Raw genomic sequence first — 13,708 nt, forward strand, 5'->3', positions numbered from 1 at the left:
CCATTGTGGCCAATGGCTTTTTCAACACCTCTCATGCTTCTATTTTTATAGCAATAAATCAGTTATTCACGTGGTTTATATCACTATTTCATGAAAAATTGACGATTGTGGATAACTTTGAGGATCAATGACTGACAACCCACCAGTTATTCACAGGCCGCCGAATTCCGTCCGATTTATCCCCATTCGACGTGCACCAGCAGCCGGGTCGGCTCCACATGCTTGCGATTCCTGCAAACCATTGAAGAAAAAAGAAAAAAACAGCTTATCCACAGGTGAGTTGCTTACTTATTACTACTAACATTCTTCAATAACACCTTTAAAGAACAACCACAGGAAAACCTTGGAGACGCCGCGCCCGGAAAAAACGGAAGGGATGCAGGAGTTCAGGGAAAAATACACAGTTATCCCTGGAAAATGCGCAGTTCCTGTGGATAACCTTGAATAACTCTGGATAACTTCTGCCCGCAACAAAAAAAGCCGCTTTGGCAAAGCCAAAGCGGCGGTACGAAGCAGGCATCAGAGAGAAGGTGCGGCCGGATTTGCTTGGGCCCAACCCCACCCTGGCGCCTCTTCAAGGCACCTTACAAGCCCCTGGAGCGTTTTTTCAGCGCAGCATGAGGTAGCCCACCCCGATAGCCGCCACGAGCCCCACAGCGTCCGCAATCAGTGCACAGGCCAGGGCATGGCGTGCGTGGCGTACGCCCACGCTGCCGAAATACACCGCCAGCACGTAGAACGTCGTCTCCGTCGATCCCTGCACGATGGCGGCGAGGCGGCCCGCAAACGAATCCACGCCATAGGTCTGCAGCACGTCGATCATCAGTCCGCGCGCACCCGCGCCTGAGAGAACCTTCATCAGGCCCACCGGCAGGGCCGGCAGGAAATCGGTATCCAGCCCCGCCCCGCTCACTAGTGCACCGATGGCGGCCAGCACCGCGTTCATGCAGCCTGAGGCACGGAATACGCCGATCGCCACCAGGATCGCGATCAGGTACGGAACGATCTGAATCGCCACGCCGAAACCTTCCTTGGCTCCATCGATGAAGGCGTCGTACACATTCACCCTTTTCCAGGCCCCCACCACGATGAACAGCATCACGATGCCGAGAATGACTCCGGCGCCGACGGCTCCGGTGATGCGCGCAGCCTGTTCGGCGGGCAATCGCGCGAGGGCCGTGACCAGCGCCGCCATCAGGCCGCCAAGCACCAGCACCGGCACCAGCAGCTTCGCGCGCCACAGGGGCAGGCGCTGGCAGACTGCAACGGCCATCACACCCGCGAGCAGCGAGATGAAGGTGACGATGAGCGTGGGCAGGAAGATGTCGGCCGCATTGAAGCCCGCGCCCAGGCCCTGCTTGAGCGCCACGCTCTGCCGGATGGCGATCACCGAGGTGGGAATCAGCGTGAGGCCTGCCGTGTTCATCACCACGAACATGATCTGCGCGTTGCTCGCGGTATCGGGCCGCTCGGTGTTGAGCGACTGCAGCTCACGCATGGCCTTGAGTCCGAGCGGAGTGGCCGCGTTGTCCAGGCCGAGCAGGTTGGCCGAGATGTTCATGGTCATCGCCCCCTGGGCCGGATGGCCGTCGGGTACGCCGGGAAACAGCCGCGTGAGCAGCGGGCTGGCGACGCGCGCGAGCAGCTCGATCATGCCGGCCTTCTCGCCCACGCGCATCAGCCCGAGCCACAGGCACATGATGCCGGCGAGGCCCAGCGAAATCTCGAAGCCCGAACGCGCACCGTCGAACATTGCGGTGAGCAATGCCTGAAAGATGCCGTCGTCGCCCGTGAACCACCGCCAGAGTGCGGTGACGAAGGCTGCAATGAAGAAGCCGATCCAGACCCAGTTGAGTGCCATCCCCGGATGGTAGCGGCTCGGGCACGGCGAACGGGACGGCGAGCCGTGGCAGACTCGGGGCACCATGACCGATCCCACGCTGCTCGTTGCCGACGACCATCCGCTGTTCCGCGCGGCGCTGATCCAGGTGCTGCACGAACGCTTTCCGCAGTTCCGTGCGCTCGAGGCCGCGAGCGCGCAGACCCTGGGCACGGCGCTGAAGGAGCACCCGGAAATCGAACTGGTGCTGCTCGACCTGGCCATGCCCGGCGCCCGCGGCTTTTCCTCGCTGCTGCACGTGCGCGGCGAGTACCCTGAAATCCCCGTGGTGGTGATCTCGTCCAATGAACACCCGCGCGTGATCCGTCGCGCGCAGCAGTTCGGCGCGGCGGGCTTCATCCCGAAGTCCGCGTCGGCCCATGACATGGGCGCGGCGATCCAGGAAGTGCTCGATGGCGAGCTGTCTTTCCCGCACACCGATGCCGAGAGTTCGCAGGCCGATGCCGAACTGGCGGCACGCCTCGCGCAGCTCACGCCGCAGCAGTTCCGCGTGCTCATGTGCCTGGCGGACGGCCTGCTCAACAAGCAGATCGGGCACGAGCTCGGCCTGGCCGAAAACACCGTGAAGGTGCACGTCACCGCGATCCTCAAGAAACTTGAGTGCTACAGCCGCACACAGGCCGCCGTGCTGGTCAAGAGCCTGGAGCCCGAGAGCGGCATCTGAAACCGGTCAACCCGCTCCGGGACGCATCCGTGCCCGGTGGGCCGGCCCGCTCTCAACCGAGCTGATCGACCAGCAGGTCCCGTACTTCGCGCAGCACGCGGTCCTCACCACGCCTGCCGGGCAGCATCTGGAAGCTGGCCACCCCGAGCGCCGGCAGCCGCGCCGCGCGTGCGGCAACGATATCCACACCCTCGCACGCGGCGGACTCGTTCAGGCAGGCAAACCCCAGGCCCGCCGCGAGCGCGGACTGCATGCCCGCCACACCCGAGGCCACGTGCACCACGTCGAACGGCAGCTTGCGCTGCACGAGCGCCTTCTCGGCCAATGCGCGAAGCGTGCAGCCTTCGTTCAGCGTGACGAGCGGCAGCGGTGCGCCCCGTGCCGGCAGCTTGCCCGGTGCGGCCATCCATCGCAGGGGTTCCGTGCGCAGCGGGTGCGATCGCGCCGTCTTCTTGCCGTCCACGCGCATGGTGATGGCGATGTCGAGTTGCCCAGCCGCATGCTCGGCCTCCACCAGGCGGCTTTTTCCCATGCTCACGCGCAGGCGCACGCCGGGGTGCTGCGTGGATAGCTTCGCGAGCAGTTGCGTGAGCTCGTTGGGCCGGAAGTAGTCGGTGATGCCCAGCCGCAGCTCGCCCGTGAGCGGCGTGCCATGCAGGTCGCGCCAGACCTCGTCGCTCAGCGCCAGCAGCCTGCGCGCATGCGCGAGCAGCAGCTGCCCTGCCGGCGTGGGCACCACGCCCGACTTGCTGCGCACCAGCAGCAGCTGTCCCGCGCGGTCCTCGAGCTTGCGCAGCTGTTCGCTGGCCGCCGATTGCGACAGGAACACCTGCGCGGCGCCGGCCGTCACGCTTCCGGCGTCCACCACATGCACGAAGGTCCTGAGTTGCTCGATGTCGAAGGCTTGCATGAATGCACAGTCTGCCCAGAGATTTATGAACGGATTCTCACCTGGGAAACCCACAGTTTATCCAGCGGGTTTTCCGATGGATATTAACTGATATTCCCGTTTTACCGATGAATGAAGATTGTCCAGAATGCATCCACGTACTTATCAACACAGGAGTGCACAACATGCCCCACATCGTTCTTCATCTCTCGGGCCCCGTGGATCATGGGCTGGCCAGGCGCAGTGTGGACAAGGTGATCGATCTCACCTGCCGGGTGCTCGACAAGCGGCCCGAAGTCATCTCCATACAGGTGTTGTTCACACCCAGTGAACAGTGGTTCATCGCCGGCAAGACCCTGGCCGAGACGGGACGCAGCGCGTTTCACCTGGACATCAGCGTGACGGACGAAACCAACACCAAGGCGGAGAAGGCGCGGTTCATCCGCGAGCTGTTCGATGCGATGAAGGAGCTGCGCCCGGATCTGCACGAGGTGAGCTATGCCTACGTGATCGACGCCCGGGCCGCCGCCTACGGGTATGGCGGCAGGACGCAGGAGTACCGGCACCAGCAGGCCGGCGTGTGATGCGTGCGGGGCTTCCCCCGGTTCGGAACGTCGTTCAGCGGCTGTCGGTTTCGCGCAGGCGCAGCAGGGTCTGGCTCAGGAGCGCGCGCAGCGCCGACGGCCGCACGGGCTTGAACAGCATGGCCCAGCCGCGTTCGGCCGCATGGCGACGCAGGGCGATATCGCGCTCGGCGGTCACCAGGATCACTTGCGGCGACTGGCCCCAGATCCCCGCGAGCTCCCCGAACAGGTCGGGGCCGTGGAACTCGCCCATGCGCACGTCGAGCAGCACGAGCTGCGGTGCATTCCCGGCGCGGGCGAACTGCAGCGCGCCCTGCGGACCGCCGGCGTAGGGCACGTCGCACCCCCAGCGCTGCAGCAGCGCTCCGGTCGCGGCACAGCTGGGGGCGTCATCGTCGATGTACCAGGCGCTCAGTCCGCGCAGGGGCGCATCGCTGCGCGGCTCCGACGCCATGGCAGAGGCCTCGGCGGGAACCGTGGAGGCCGGCTGCCTGGAAAGCGGCACGCTCACCCAGAACACGCTGCCCCTGCCGAGCTCGGAGCGCAGCCCGATCTCGTGCCCGAGCAGCTTGCCCAGGCGTTCCACGATCGCGAGGCCCAGGCCCGCGCCGCGGTCCTGGTCGTGCCCTTCGTTCAGGCGCCTGAACTCCTCGAAGATCTCGCGCTGCAGGCTTTCGGGAATGCCGGGCCCCTGGTCGTGGATCTCGATGCGCAACTGGTCGCCGCGCCGCCTGCATCCGATCAGCACCCGCCCCGTGGGCGTATAGCGGATCGCGTTGGAGAGCAGGTTCTGCAGGATGCGGCGCAGCAGCGCCTCGTCGCTGCGCACCACATGGCGGGACTTCACGGCCGAGAGCTTCAGCCCGCGGCTCTCCGCGATGATGCCGAAGTTGTGCTGCATCACCTGCAGCAGCGGGCCGAGTGCAAAGTCGCGCACGTGCACGTCGAGCTGGCCCGATTCCATGCGCGAGATGTCGAGCAGGCTGTTGAGGATGCCGTCCTGCGCGGCCAGCGCGCCCTCGATGCTATCGGCCACATGCCGCCCCGCATCGTCGTGCAGGTGGCTGCGCAGCAGCGAGCTGAACATGCGCGCCGCATTCAGCGGCTGCAGCAGGTCGTGCACGGCGGCGGCCACGAAGCGCGTCTTGTAGCGGTTGGCCGCCTCCGCCTCGCGCCGGGCGGCGTCCAGGTCCCGGGTGCGCTCGGAGATGCGCTGCTCCAGCGTGTCGGCCAGGGAGCGCAGTTCGCGCGCCGCGTTCTTGTAGCTGGTGATGTCGGCATAGCTGGTCACGAAGCCGCCGTCGGGCATGGGGTTGCCGCGAATCTCCAGCACCGTGCCGTCGCTCTTCGCGCTTTCATGCAGGTGCGAGGTTCCCTCGCGCAGATGCGCGAGGCGCCGCCGGATCGCGTCCTCCCCCGGATTGGCTCCGAGCAGGCCGCGCCTGGCGTTGTGGCGGATGAGGGCCTCGATGGGTGCGCCCACGCGCATGAGTTCGGGTGGAAACCTGAAGAGCTGCACGTAGCGGGAGTTCCAGGCCACGAGATTCAGGTCCGCATCGATCACCACCACGCCCTGGGGCAGATGCTGCAGGCTGCGCGAGAGGCCCGTGTCGGCCTGCTTGGCCGCCTGGAGGATCCCGTCCTGCGCGGTGCGCAGTTCCTGGGCATGCTGGTGCAGCACGGTCTCCAGTTCCTGGCGGCTCTTCTGGCGCAGGTTGGACAGGCGCTGGCGCTGGCGTACGAAGAGCACCAGCATTGCGAGCGCGAGCCACACACCGCCCGCGGTGACCGAGGCCCAGTAGCTTGCGATGGTGCTGGCACGCGCGTTGTGCAGCAGATGCAGGTGCCAGTCGGAATCCGGCAGTGCAATGCTTCGCCAGAGCACGGGATCGGCGAGCACCGGATCGCCGATGCGCGCGACGAAGCCGCCGTCGGCCAGCTGCCGTTCCCTGCGGAACTGCAGCGGCCTGAGCGGCTGGTCGGAGTACTGCCGCGTGGCATCCATCTCGGCGATGTCCTTCTCCGACAGCGGTGTCAGGTGGCGGTAGCGCCACTCGTCCTGGTTGGCGAGAAAGACCACCTCGTGCGCATCGGAGGCCATCACGATGTCCCGTGTCTGCTGCCAGCCGCGTTCGAGCTCGCTGAGCACGATCTTGATGGCGATGAGTCCGGTCACCCGTCCCTGCTCATCGACGATGGAGCGCGACAGGAAGTAGCCCGCCTCGCCCGTGGTCATGCCGATGCCGTAGAAGCGGCCGCGCCCCGTGGCCAGCGCCTGGGTCACGTAGGGACGGTAGCTGTAGTCCTCGCCGACGTTGCTGTGCCTGTCCCGCCAGTTGCTGGCCGCGATCGCGCGGCCCTGCGTATTGACCAGCGTGAGCGTGGAGGAGTCGCTTGCACCGTTGGCCTCCTCGAGCTTGCGGTTGAGCGCATCCACTTCGCGCGCGTCCAGCGCATGCGTGAGCGCATCGCGCAACTGCGGATCGAGCGCCAGCACTTCGGGCAGCGTGCGATAGCGGTCGATGCGCTGCGAGAGCTCCTGTGCATAGAGCGCGAGCTGGCGCTCCACCAGATCGCTTTCGTTCTGCAGGGCACGGTGCAGCGCAAATTGGCTCGCGAGCAGCATGCTTGCGCACATGCCGGCGAGCACCACCAGAACGGTCCACAGGAGTCGGCTGCGCGATGAGGTCATGGTGCAAGTGTGCTAAGTGGTTACCCTAGGTTTCGCGGGGGTCTCCCCTCTGGAGCCCGCATCGACTAATACCAATAGGTTATCGCCAGCGCGCGCCTGCAGCCGTACAAACCGACACATACGCTTGTCCGGCTTCCATGCGCGTGCCCTGCGGCGGGAATTTTCCCGTTGTAGCACCCCGCTCCCCGGTCCGATGGGCGTAAGCACCCCACACCTTATCGAGACCACGGAGAACCCGCATGCAAGCCATTCCGCAAACCGCCGCCGCGCCGGTGCACCTGCCGTTCTATCGGCAGCTGTATTTCCAGGTGGTGTCCGCCATCGTGATCGGCGTGCTGCTCGGCTATTTCGAGCCGCAGTACGCGCAGCAGTTCAAGCCGCTTGGCGACGCGTTCGTGAAGCTGGTGAAGATGATCATCGCGCCGGTGATCTTCCTCACCATCGTGACCGGTATAGCCGGCATGACCCACCTGCGCACCGTGGGCCGCGTGTTCGCCAAGACCATGGTCTACTTCCTGTTCTTCTCCACGCTGGCGCTGATCGTGGGCATGATCGTCGCGCACGTGATCCAGCCCGGCGCGGGCATGCACATCAACGTGGCCGATCTCGACCAGTCCGCCGTGCAGGGCTATGTGTCGAAGTCGCACGAGATGACCCTCACCGGCTTCCTCATGGACGTCATCCCCAAGACCCTGGTGAGCCCCTTCGTGGGCGACAACATCCTGCAGGTGCTGTTCATCGCCGTGCTGTTCGGCATTGCGCTGGCAATGTCCGGCGACCACGGCAAGCCCGTGCTGAACTTCCTCGAGGCGCTGACGATTCCCGTGTTCAAGCTCGTGAACATCCTGATGAAGGCCGCCCCGCTCGGTGCGTTCGGCGCCATGGCCTTCACGATCGGCAAGTTCGGCCTGTCCTCGCTGGTCAACCTGGCCTGGCTGGTCGGCACCTTCTACATCACCTCACTGCTGTTCGTGGTGGTGATCCTGGGCTTCGTGGCACGCCTGTGCGGCTTCTCGGTGCTCAAGCTGGCCAGGTATCTCAAGGCCGAGCTGCTGCTGGTGCTGGGCACGTCATCTTCCGAATCGGCACTGCCCTCGCTGATGCACAAGATGGAAAAGGCCGGCTGCAGCAAGTCGGTCGTGGGCCTGGTGGTTCCCACCGGCTATTCGTTCAACCTGGACGGCACCAACATCTACATGACGCTGGCCGCGCTGTTCATCGCGCAGGCGACCGATACGCACCTCACGCTGGGTCACCAGATCATGCTGCTGCTGGTGGCCATGCTCAGCTCCAAGGGTGCCGCCGGCGTGACGGGCGCGGGCTTCATCACCCTGGCCGCCACGCTGGCCGTGGTGCCCGAAGTGCCCGTGGCCGGCATGGCGCTGATCCTTGGTGTGGACCGCTTCATGAGCGAATGCCGTTCGCTCACCAACTTCATGGGCAATGCCGTCGCCACCGTGGTCGTTTCGCGCTGGGAAAAGGCGCTGGACTACGACAAGCTCGACGCCGCGCTGTCGGGCGAGGAGCTGCCGGACGCCCTGCCGGTGCCGCAGGCTGCGACACGCCAGGCCTGAACTGAATACGCATGTCTCCGGGCCGTTCACTCGGTCCCGTTCAGATCCCGCCAGGGCCTCGGCCCGGCGGGATTTTTTTCGTCAGAACGGTGGGTCCTCGTCGTCTTCGTCGTCGGCGCCCTGCGCGGCCATGGCGGCGGCCGATGGATCCACCGCTGCGGGCTTTCTGTCGGTATCGGGGCGCGGGGTGGCCACCGTGCCGCCGCCCAGTTCGGTGCGGCCCTCGCCACCCAGCGCCTCCACCAGGTCGGGCAGCAGCTTGGTGAGTTCACCTGTGGCGATCGCCACGTCGGCGTCGAAGCCGGCGTCGTCCTGCTTCTGGCCTTCGAAGACCGTGTCGAGGAAGGAGATCTTCTTGATCTGCAGGCTCTCGGTGAGCACGAACGAGACACGATCATCCCAGCTCATCGCGAGCTTGGTCGGCATCTTGCCCTGGTCGATGTGTTCGCGGATCTCGTCGATGTCGAGCGGATGGCGCGAGTAACGCACCACGGCCTTGGCCTCGTCGGCGCTCTTGAGCTCGCATTCGCGGTCGATCGAGAAGCCCACGGGCGGCTCCTGTTCCTTGAGCCAGTGCGCCATCGCCGCCTGTGGCGACTCCTGCGTGTCGAGCAGCGCCACGGCAAAGCCGGGCAGCGCATCCACCAGCATGGTCACGACCTCGTCGGCCCTGCCCTGGCTGCCGGTGTCGAGCACCAGCAGGTGCGCCTCCGGATCGATCCACACCCACATCGATCCCTGCTTGGTGAACGCCATCGGCAGCAGGTCGAGCTTGGCTTCTTCCTTGAGCTCCTTGCTTTCCTTCTTGCCCGGCTTGCGGCCGGTCTCCTGCTCGATGCGGGCGGCCTTTTCCTTGACCTTGCGCGCGAGCACCGATCCCGGCAGCACCTTGGATTCGGTCATGAAGCGCAGAATCCACTGCCCGCCGACCGACTCGGCCATCGCGCCATGCTCCTCGCCGCGCGGCGGCACCCAGCCCACCGATTTCTCCTGCGTGGCGCCGCATTCCTCGAAAAGCGATGGGGCCAGCGCTTCCTCCACTTGCGTCAAATCCATCTGCCACGATTCGGCGATGCGATACACGATCATGTTCTTGAACACGCTAACTATCCGTCCTTCACTTTGAAAAAACGCGGGTGGCCACCGCGGAGGCCGCCCGCCGAAATCCAGTTCCAAGCATCCATTGTCAGGGCAACCGTCCCATGGGCGCCTTGCCTTGAAAGAGCCCGGCTGCTATTCATAAGGAAGCAATCATCCATTGATTGCCAATGAAAGCCGCTGAATTCGAGTTATCCGCAGGCCGCCTTCGTGAACGAAACCAGCGTTCCGGCCATCCGGGAAATTCGTAGAACTTTACACAGATTGAAGTTTGGAACATGGCCGCGATACATGCCGCGACCACACTTGCATCCAAGCGCCGCAGGATCTCCCCCGGTGCCCTGTCTCCTCCTGCTCTGTTCCAACGGGAAGTTCTCAAGAAAGGAAAACTCACCATGGCTCGCTTTTCTACACGCTCTTTCGCTGCAACCGCTCTGGCTGCAGCCATGTTCGCCGCAGCCGCCGTTCCGGCAATGGCCCAGACCGCTCCTGCTCCGGCGGCACCCGTCGCTTCGGCCGACGCCAAGCCGGCTCCCCGTCACCATGAGCGTGGCCCGCGCATGACGCCCGAACAGCGCCAGGAGCGCATGGCCAAGCACGCCGAGGCCTTCAAGCAGAAGCTGAAGATCACTGCCGACCAGGAACCCGCATGGAATGCCTTCCAGGAAGCCATGCATCCCAAGAACCGGCCGGATCACGCACGCCTTGACCGCAAGGACATGGATAAGCTGACGACACCCGAGCGCATCGACCGCATGCGTGCCCTGCACGCCCAGCGCTCGGCGGAAATGGACCGCCGCGGCGAGGCCGTCAAGACCTTCTACGCAGCGCTCAAGCCCGAACAGCAGAAGACCTTCGACCAGGAAAGCGCCCGCATGATGCATCGCTTCGGCCCTGGCGACCACAAGGGTGAGCGGGACGGCAAGCGAGGCCCGCGTGGGGAGCACGGGCATCGCCACCATGGCAAGCAGGCTCCCGCCGACGCGGCAGCTCCGGCAGCGCCCGTGCAGCCGCAGTAATCCACAGCCCCACACTGCCCGAAGCCCGCGCTCGCGGGCTTTTTTCATCGCCGGGCTGTCCCCAGATGAAAAGCGCCCCTTTGAGGAGCAGTGGCCGCATGCAGTGGACAAGCATGGGGAACCATCTTGCATTTCTCCGGCCCGCAGACAAGCCACAGTGATCGGCTGCAATGCGGCAAAGGCCTACATCGGACAAAGATGTCCGAACTTTAAAGTGGTAACACGGCGTCAATGAGCGACGCCTTGGAAACCATCATGTTCAATACCCTTCATCGGTCCCCGAGCGGGGACTTCGCACCACGGCAACGCCCGTGGGCGCGACACACATTCGCCATCTTCACCCTTGCACTGACTGCGTCCGCAACTTCGGCGATTGCACAGACATCTGTGGATAACTCTGGTGATCTCTCGCGTGCCAAGTCCATCTACGTACAGGGAAGCTGGGCCGAGCACGGCACCGACGCCGCCACCGTCGGCGTTACCCTGCCCTGGAAAGAGTGGAAAGCTGACCTCTGGGGCGGCCAGGTGCGGGGCCATTGGGATCTTTATGTGTCCCGCCTGTCCTTCGATGGGCGGCGCAGCTATGACAGCACCTGGATGTTTGGCGTCAAGCCCGTGTGGCGCTGGCGCCCGGACGCGGGGCGCTCTCCCTGGTTCGCAGAGGCCGGCGTCGGGCTGACCTACATGACCGACCGCTACATCACCGTCCACAAGGAATTCAGCACCTCGTTCAATTTCGCCACTCATCTGGGTGTGGGCTACAGCTTCGGCGAGCAGCGCCAGCATGAGGTGCAACTGCGCGTGGAGCATGTCTCGAATGCGGGCATCAAGGAACCCAATCCCGGCGAAAACTTCGTGCAGATCCGATACGGCTACCACTTCTGACCAGGTTGATCACTTGTTATCCACAGCTAAAACCCGCATTCAGAGCGGATGTGGATAAACTTGTACAGAATTTTCAGAGCAACTTCGATTTATCCACAGCAAAGTGGAAAACTTCGAAGTTGTTCCCATTTCAGGTACAGCGGCAAGATAGCTCGAAGCACATGGTTTGATTTTTTCCAAATGATTGAGAACAATGGAGAAAATCAATTTATCCACAGGCTGTTCGGTCCTCTACTACTAACAACATATATAAATAACACTATTCAAGAACAACTTTGCTAGTGCTGTGCCTCATATGGGCGCGCCTTTGAATTTCACATTGCGGTAAATCATCGTTATTTGATGAATAAATAAGCAAGTTTCACCGCTTCCTTGCCCGGCGTTTCTTTTTCTTCTTCTTTTTGAATGACCTCCACCCGACCCGTCGCACTCATTACCGGTTCCACCAGCGGGATCGGCGCCGCTATCGCCCGTTGCCTGTCGCGCGACGGATTTTTGGTGGTGCTTCATTCGCGAAGCAGTGTGGAAACCGGCAGGGCGATGGCCCTGGAACTGTCCCCTGCCCTTTACATCCAGGCCGATCTCGCAGACGAGGAGGAACGCCGGAATCTTGTAGAGCAAACCGTTGCCGCATGCGGCCGAATCGATCTGCTTGTGAATAACGCGGGCATAAGTCAGGTGATCCCGCACGGCGACCTTCTGGCGGCCACGCCCGAGGTCTGGCAACAACTGCACGAGGTGAACGTGGTCGCGCCTTTCCGGTTGATTGCACATGCCGAAGCCGCATTGCGCGCGTCTGCCCGGCTGAGCGGCAGGCCTGCTTGCGTGATCAACATCAGCTCGCATGCCGGTGTGCGCCCCAAGGGCGCGTCCATCCCCTATGCGGCAGGCAAGGCCGCGCTCAACCACATGACACGCCTGCTCGCACTGAGCCTTTCACCGGAAATCCGCGTGAACGCCGTTGCACCGGGGCTGGTGGAAACGCCCCTGACGGAAAGCTGGACCGCTGCGCGGGAACTGTGGAACACCAAGTCTCCCATGCGGCGCGGAGCACAGCCCGAGGACATCGCGCAGGTGGTGGCGATGCTGGCTGCGTCGGACTATCTGACCGGTGAAGTGGTGCTGTCGGATGGCGGGTTGAATCTGACCTGACGCCGACGGGGATGCCAGAACACAACGGTCAGCGAGTTATCCACAAGCCGCCCGTCTGGCGGAGGCAGCTCAGTTCGCAGGAATGTCGAGGCCTGGAAGGCGCACCGGGCCCAGGCCCAGCCAGTTGCCGAAGCGATCGCGGGTGCGCATGTAAAACGACGGATATCCCTCACTGACATCCCTGTGGAACGGGTGGATGGTGATGTCCGCACTTCCCTTCCAGCTCTGTTGCAGATCGGGCATGTCGAGCAACGCGCAGCGCATGGAATAAGGGTCTTGGCGCGGGATGTCCTGGTAGCACTGAACGGTGCCGTCCTCGTTCATCGCAAACCGTCCATTCACCCGCATCAGCCTGACCCAGCCTGTGATCGCCGAGCGTTCGGTCACGAGGGACGACATCACATCTGCATCGCAATGGCAAGTTGCTCCTTCAGCAACTGCGCCATCTCCTTCTTGCGTTCGGGCGGCAGGCGCGGCGCGATCGCGCCGAAGCTGATGGCGGCCTGGGTGCTGGCCGATGCGGTGAAGGTGCAGCCGACGCCCGACACGCCGACGGTCAGCGTGTCGGTGATGTCCGCGTAGCCCATGCTGCGTGTGCGCTTGACGGCCTGGATCAGGCGCTCGCGCGTGAAATTCGCCTGTGCGAATTCCTCCGTGTGGCGGTCGAAGATGCGCTCGACCTCGGTATCGCCCAGCTGCGCCATCAGCGCGAGTCCGCCCGCGCCCAGGCCCAGCAGGCGGCGCCCGCCGACGTCGGTGGTGAACACCTTCACGGGAAAGTGCCCTTCCTCGCGGTGCAGGCACAGGCAGTAGTCGCCCTGGCGGATCACCAGGAACACGGTGTCGCCCGACATGCGCGCGAGCTTCTGCATGAGCGGACGGCACGAATCCACCAGGGGCACGCGGCGCATCGAGGCGAAGCCGAGCTGCATGGCGTCGATGCCCAGCCGGTAGGCCTTCGTCTCGGGGTCGCGTTCGGCGAACTGTTCCTCCGCCAGGCATGACAGCAGCCGGTGCGCGGTCGAACGCTCCAGGCCCGAGGCCGCCATCACCTCGGTCAGCGTGATGCCGTGCTCATGGTGCTCGGCCAGCATGCGCAGCAGGCCCAGCGAACGGCGCAGGCTCTGTGCGCCGGCGGTTCCGGATGTTTTGTCCATATTGTGGGAAAAGAGTGAATATTTGTTTGAGATATAGGAAACCCGAAGTCTAGACTGAATGTCATCCCGCAGATAGACGATGTTTAGGAGACAA

The 13,708-nt window shown here is 63.8% G+C and carries 12 protein-coding genes; 6 read left to right on the forward strand and 6 right to left on the reverse strand.

Annotation, left to right across the window (positions count from 1 at the left end):
• Positions 1-607: 607 nt before the first annotated feature.
• Positions 608-1,861, reverse strand: coding sequence for a nucleoside recognition domain-containing protein (locus H9K76_RS20380; RefSeq protein WP_187597093.1), 1,254 nt, complete (start codon positions 1,859-1,861; stop codon positions 608-610).
• 64 nt (positions 1,862-1,925) lie between these two features.
• On the opposite strand from H9K76_RS20380, the gene H9K76_RS20385 reads away from it, so the two are divergent.
• Complete coding sequence (locus H9K76_RS20385; protein ID WP_187597094.1) at positions 1,926-2,564, forward strand: response regulator; 639 nt, start codon at positions 1,926-1,928, stop codon at positions 2,562-2,564.
• Positions 2,565-2,616: 52 nt separating this feature from the next.
• On the opposite strand, the gene H9K76_RS20390 is transcribed toward H9K76_RS20385, so the two are convergent.
• Positions 2,617-3,474, reverse strand: a complete 858-nt coding sequence (locus tag H9K76_RS20390; protein ID WP_187597095.1) for a LysR family transcriptional regulator — start codon at positions 3,472-3,474, stop codon at positions 2,617-2,619.
• 164 nt (positions 3,475-3,638) lie between these two features.
• On the opposite strand from H9K76_RS20390, the gene H9K76_RS20395 reads away from it, so the two are divergent.
• On the forward strand, positions 3,639-4,037 hold the full coding sequence (locus H9K76_RS20395) for a tautomerase family protein (protein WP_187597096.1): 399 nt from the start codon (positions 3,639-3,641) through the stop codon (positions 4,035-4,037).
• Between the two features lie 34 nt (positions 4,038-4,071).
• Here the strand turns inward: H9K76_RS20395 and H9K76_RS20400 are convergent, their stop codons facing one another.
• Positions 4,072-6,729, reverse strand: a complete 2,658-nt coding sequence (locus H9K76_RS20400) for a hybrid sensor histidine kinase/response regulator (RefSeq protein WP_187597097.1) — start codon at positions 6,727-6,729, stop codon at positions 4,072-4,074.
• 239 nt (positions 6,730-6,968) lie between these two features.
• Between H9K76_RS20400 and H9K76_RS20405 the strand changes: the two genes are divergently transcribed.
• Positions 6,969-8,303, forward strand: coding sequence for a dicarboxylate/amino acid:cation symporter (locus tag H9K76_RS20405; protein ID WP_187597098.1), 1,335 nt, complete (start codon positions 6,969-6,971; stop codon positions 8,301-8,303).
• An 81-nt stretch (positions 8,304-8,384) separates the two neighbouring features.
• On the opposite strand, the gene H9K76_RS20410 is transcribed toward H9K76_RS20405, so the two are convergent.
• On the reverse strand, positions 8,385-9,404 hold the full coding sequence (locus H9K76_RS20410) for a recombination-associated protein RdgC (RefSeq protein ID WP_187597099.1): 1,020 nt from the start codon (positions 9,402-9,404) through the stop codon (positions 8,385-8,387).
• A gap of 392 nt (positions 9,405-9,796) precedes the next feature.
• Here H9K76_RS20410 and H9K76_RS20415 point away from each other — a divergent pair, with 392 nt between their 5' ends.
• From H9K76_RS20415 to H9K76_RS20425, 3 genes are all read left to right on the forward strand, one after another.
• Entirely contained in the window at positions 9,797-10,420 is a 624-nt protein-coding gene (locus H9K76_RS20415; RefSeq protein WP_187597100.1) for a Spy/CpxP family protein refolding chaperone, read from the forward strand.
• 387 nt (positions 10,421-10,807) lie between these two features.
• Entirely contained in the window at positions 10,808-11,305 is a 498-nt protein-coding gene (locus H9K76_RS20420; RefSeq protein WP_246475176.1) for an acyloxyacyl hydrolase, read from the forward strand.
• Positions 11,306-11,710: 405 nt separating this feature from the next.
• Positions 11,711-12,457 (forward strand): SDR family NAD(P)-dependent oxidoreductase, encoded by a 747-nt coding sequence (locus tag H9K76_RS20425; protein WP_187597102.1) that lies wholly within the window; start codon positions 11,711-11,713, stop codon positions 12,455-12,457.
• 69 nt (positions 12,458-12,526) lie between these two features.
• Here the strand turns inward: H9K76_RS20425 and H9K76_RS20430 are convergent, their stop codons facing one another.
• Entirely contained in the window at positions 12,527-12,856 is a 330-nt protein-coding gene (locus H9K76_RS20430) for a hypothetical protein (protein ID WP_187597103.1), read from the reverse strand.
• Complete coding sequence (locus tag H9K76_RS20435; protein WP_187597104.1) at positions 12,856-13,614, reverse strand: IclR family transcriptional regulator; 759 nt, start codon at positions 13,612-13,614, stop codon at positions 12,856-12,858. Before H9K76_RS20435 ends, H9K76_RS20430 begins: the two co-directional genes overlap by 1 nt.
• Positions 13,615-13,708 lie beyond the last annotated feature (94 nt).

Origin of the sequence: Diaphorobacter ruginosibacter, assembly GCF_014395975.1 — a bacterium.
Taxonomy (GTDB): domain Bacteria; phylum Pseudomonadota; class Gammaproteobacteria; order Burkholderiales; family Burkholderiaceae_C; genus Diaphorobacter_A; species Diaphorobacter_A ruginosibacter.

What these genes read in the sequence shown, in the direction of transcription:
- H9K76_RS20390 (WP_187597095.1), bottom strand. Translation starts at nt 3,474, where the DNA reads ATGCAAGCCTTCGACATCGAGCAACTCAGGACCTTCGTGCATGTGGTG.
- H9K76_RS20380 (WP_187597093.1), bottom strand. Translation starts at nt 1,861, where the DNA reads ATGGCACTCAACTGGGTCTGGATCGGCTTCTTCATTGCAGCCTTCGTC.
- H9K76_RS20385 (WP_187597094.1), top strand. Translation starts at nt 1,926, where the DNA reads ATGACCGATCCCACGCTGCTCGTTGCCGACGACCATCCGCTGTTCCGC.
- H9K76_RS20405 (WP_187597098.1), top strand. Translation starts at nt 6,969, where the DNA reads ATGCAAGCCATTCCGCAAACCGCCGCCGCGCCGGTGCACCTGCCGTTC.
- H9K76_RS20400 (WP_187597097.1), bottom strand. Translation starts at nt 6,729, where the DNA reads ATGACCTCATCGCGCAGCCGACTCCTGTGGACCGTTCTGGTGGTGCTC.
- H9K76_RS20415 (WP_187597100.1), top strand. Translation starts at nt 9,797, where the DNA reads ATGGCTCGCTTTTCTACACGCTCTTTCGCTGCAACCGCTCTGGCTGCA.
- H9K76_RS20435 (WP_187597104.1), bottom strand. Translation starts at nt 13,614, where the DNA reads ATGGACAAAACATCCGGAACCGCCGGCGCACAGAGCCTGCGCCGTTCG.
- H9K76_RS20430 (WP_187597103.1), bottom strand. Translation starts at nt 12,856, where the DNA reads ATGTCGTCCCTCGTGACCGAACGCTCGGCGATCACAGGCTGGGTCAGG.
- H9K76_RS20425 (WP_187597102.1), top strand. Translation starts at nt 11,711, where the DNA reads ATGACCTCCACCCGACCCGTCGCACTCATTACCGGTTCCACCAGCGGG.
- H9K76_RS20395 (WP_187597096.1), top strand. Translation starts at nt 3,639, where the DNA reads ATGCCCCACATCGTTCTTCATCTCTCGGGCCCCGTGGATCATGGGCTG.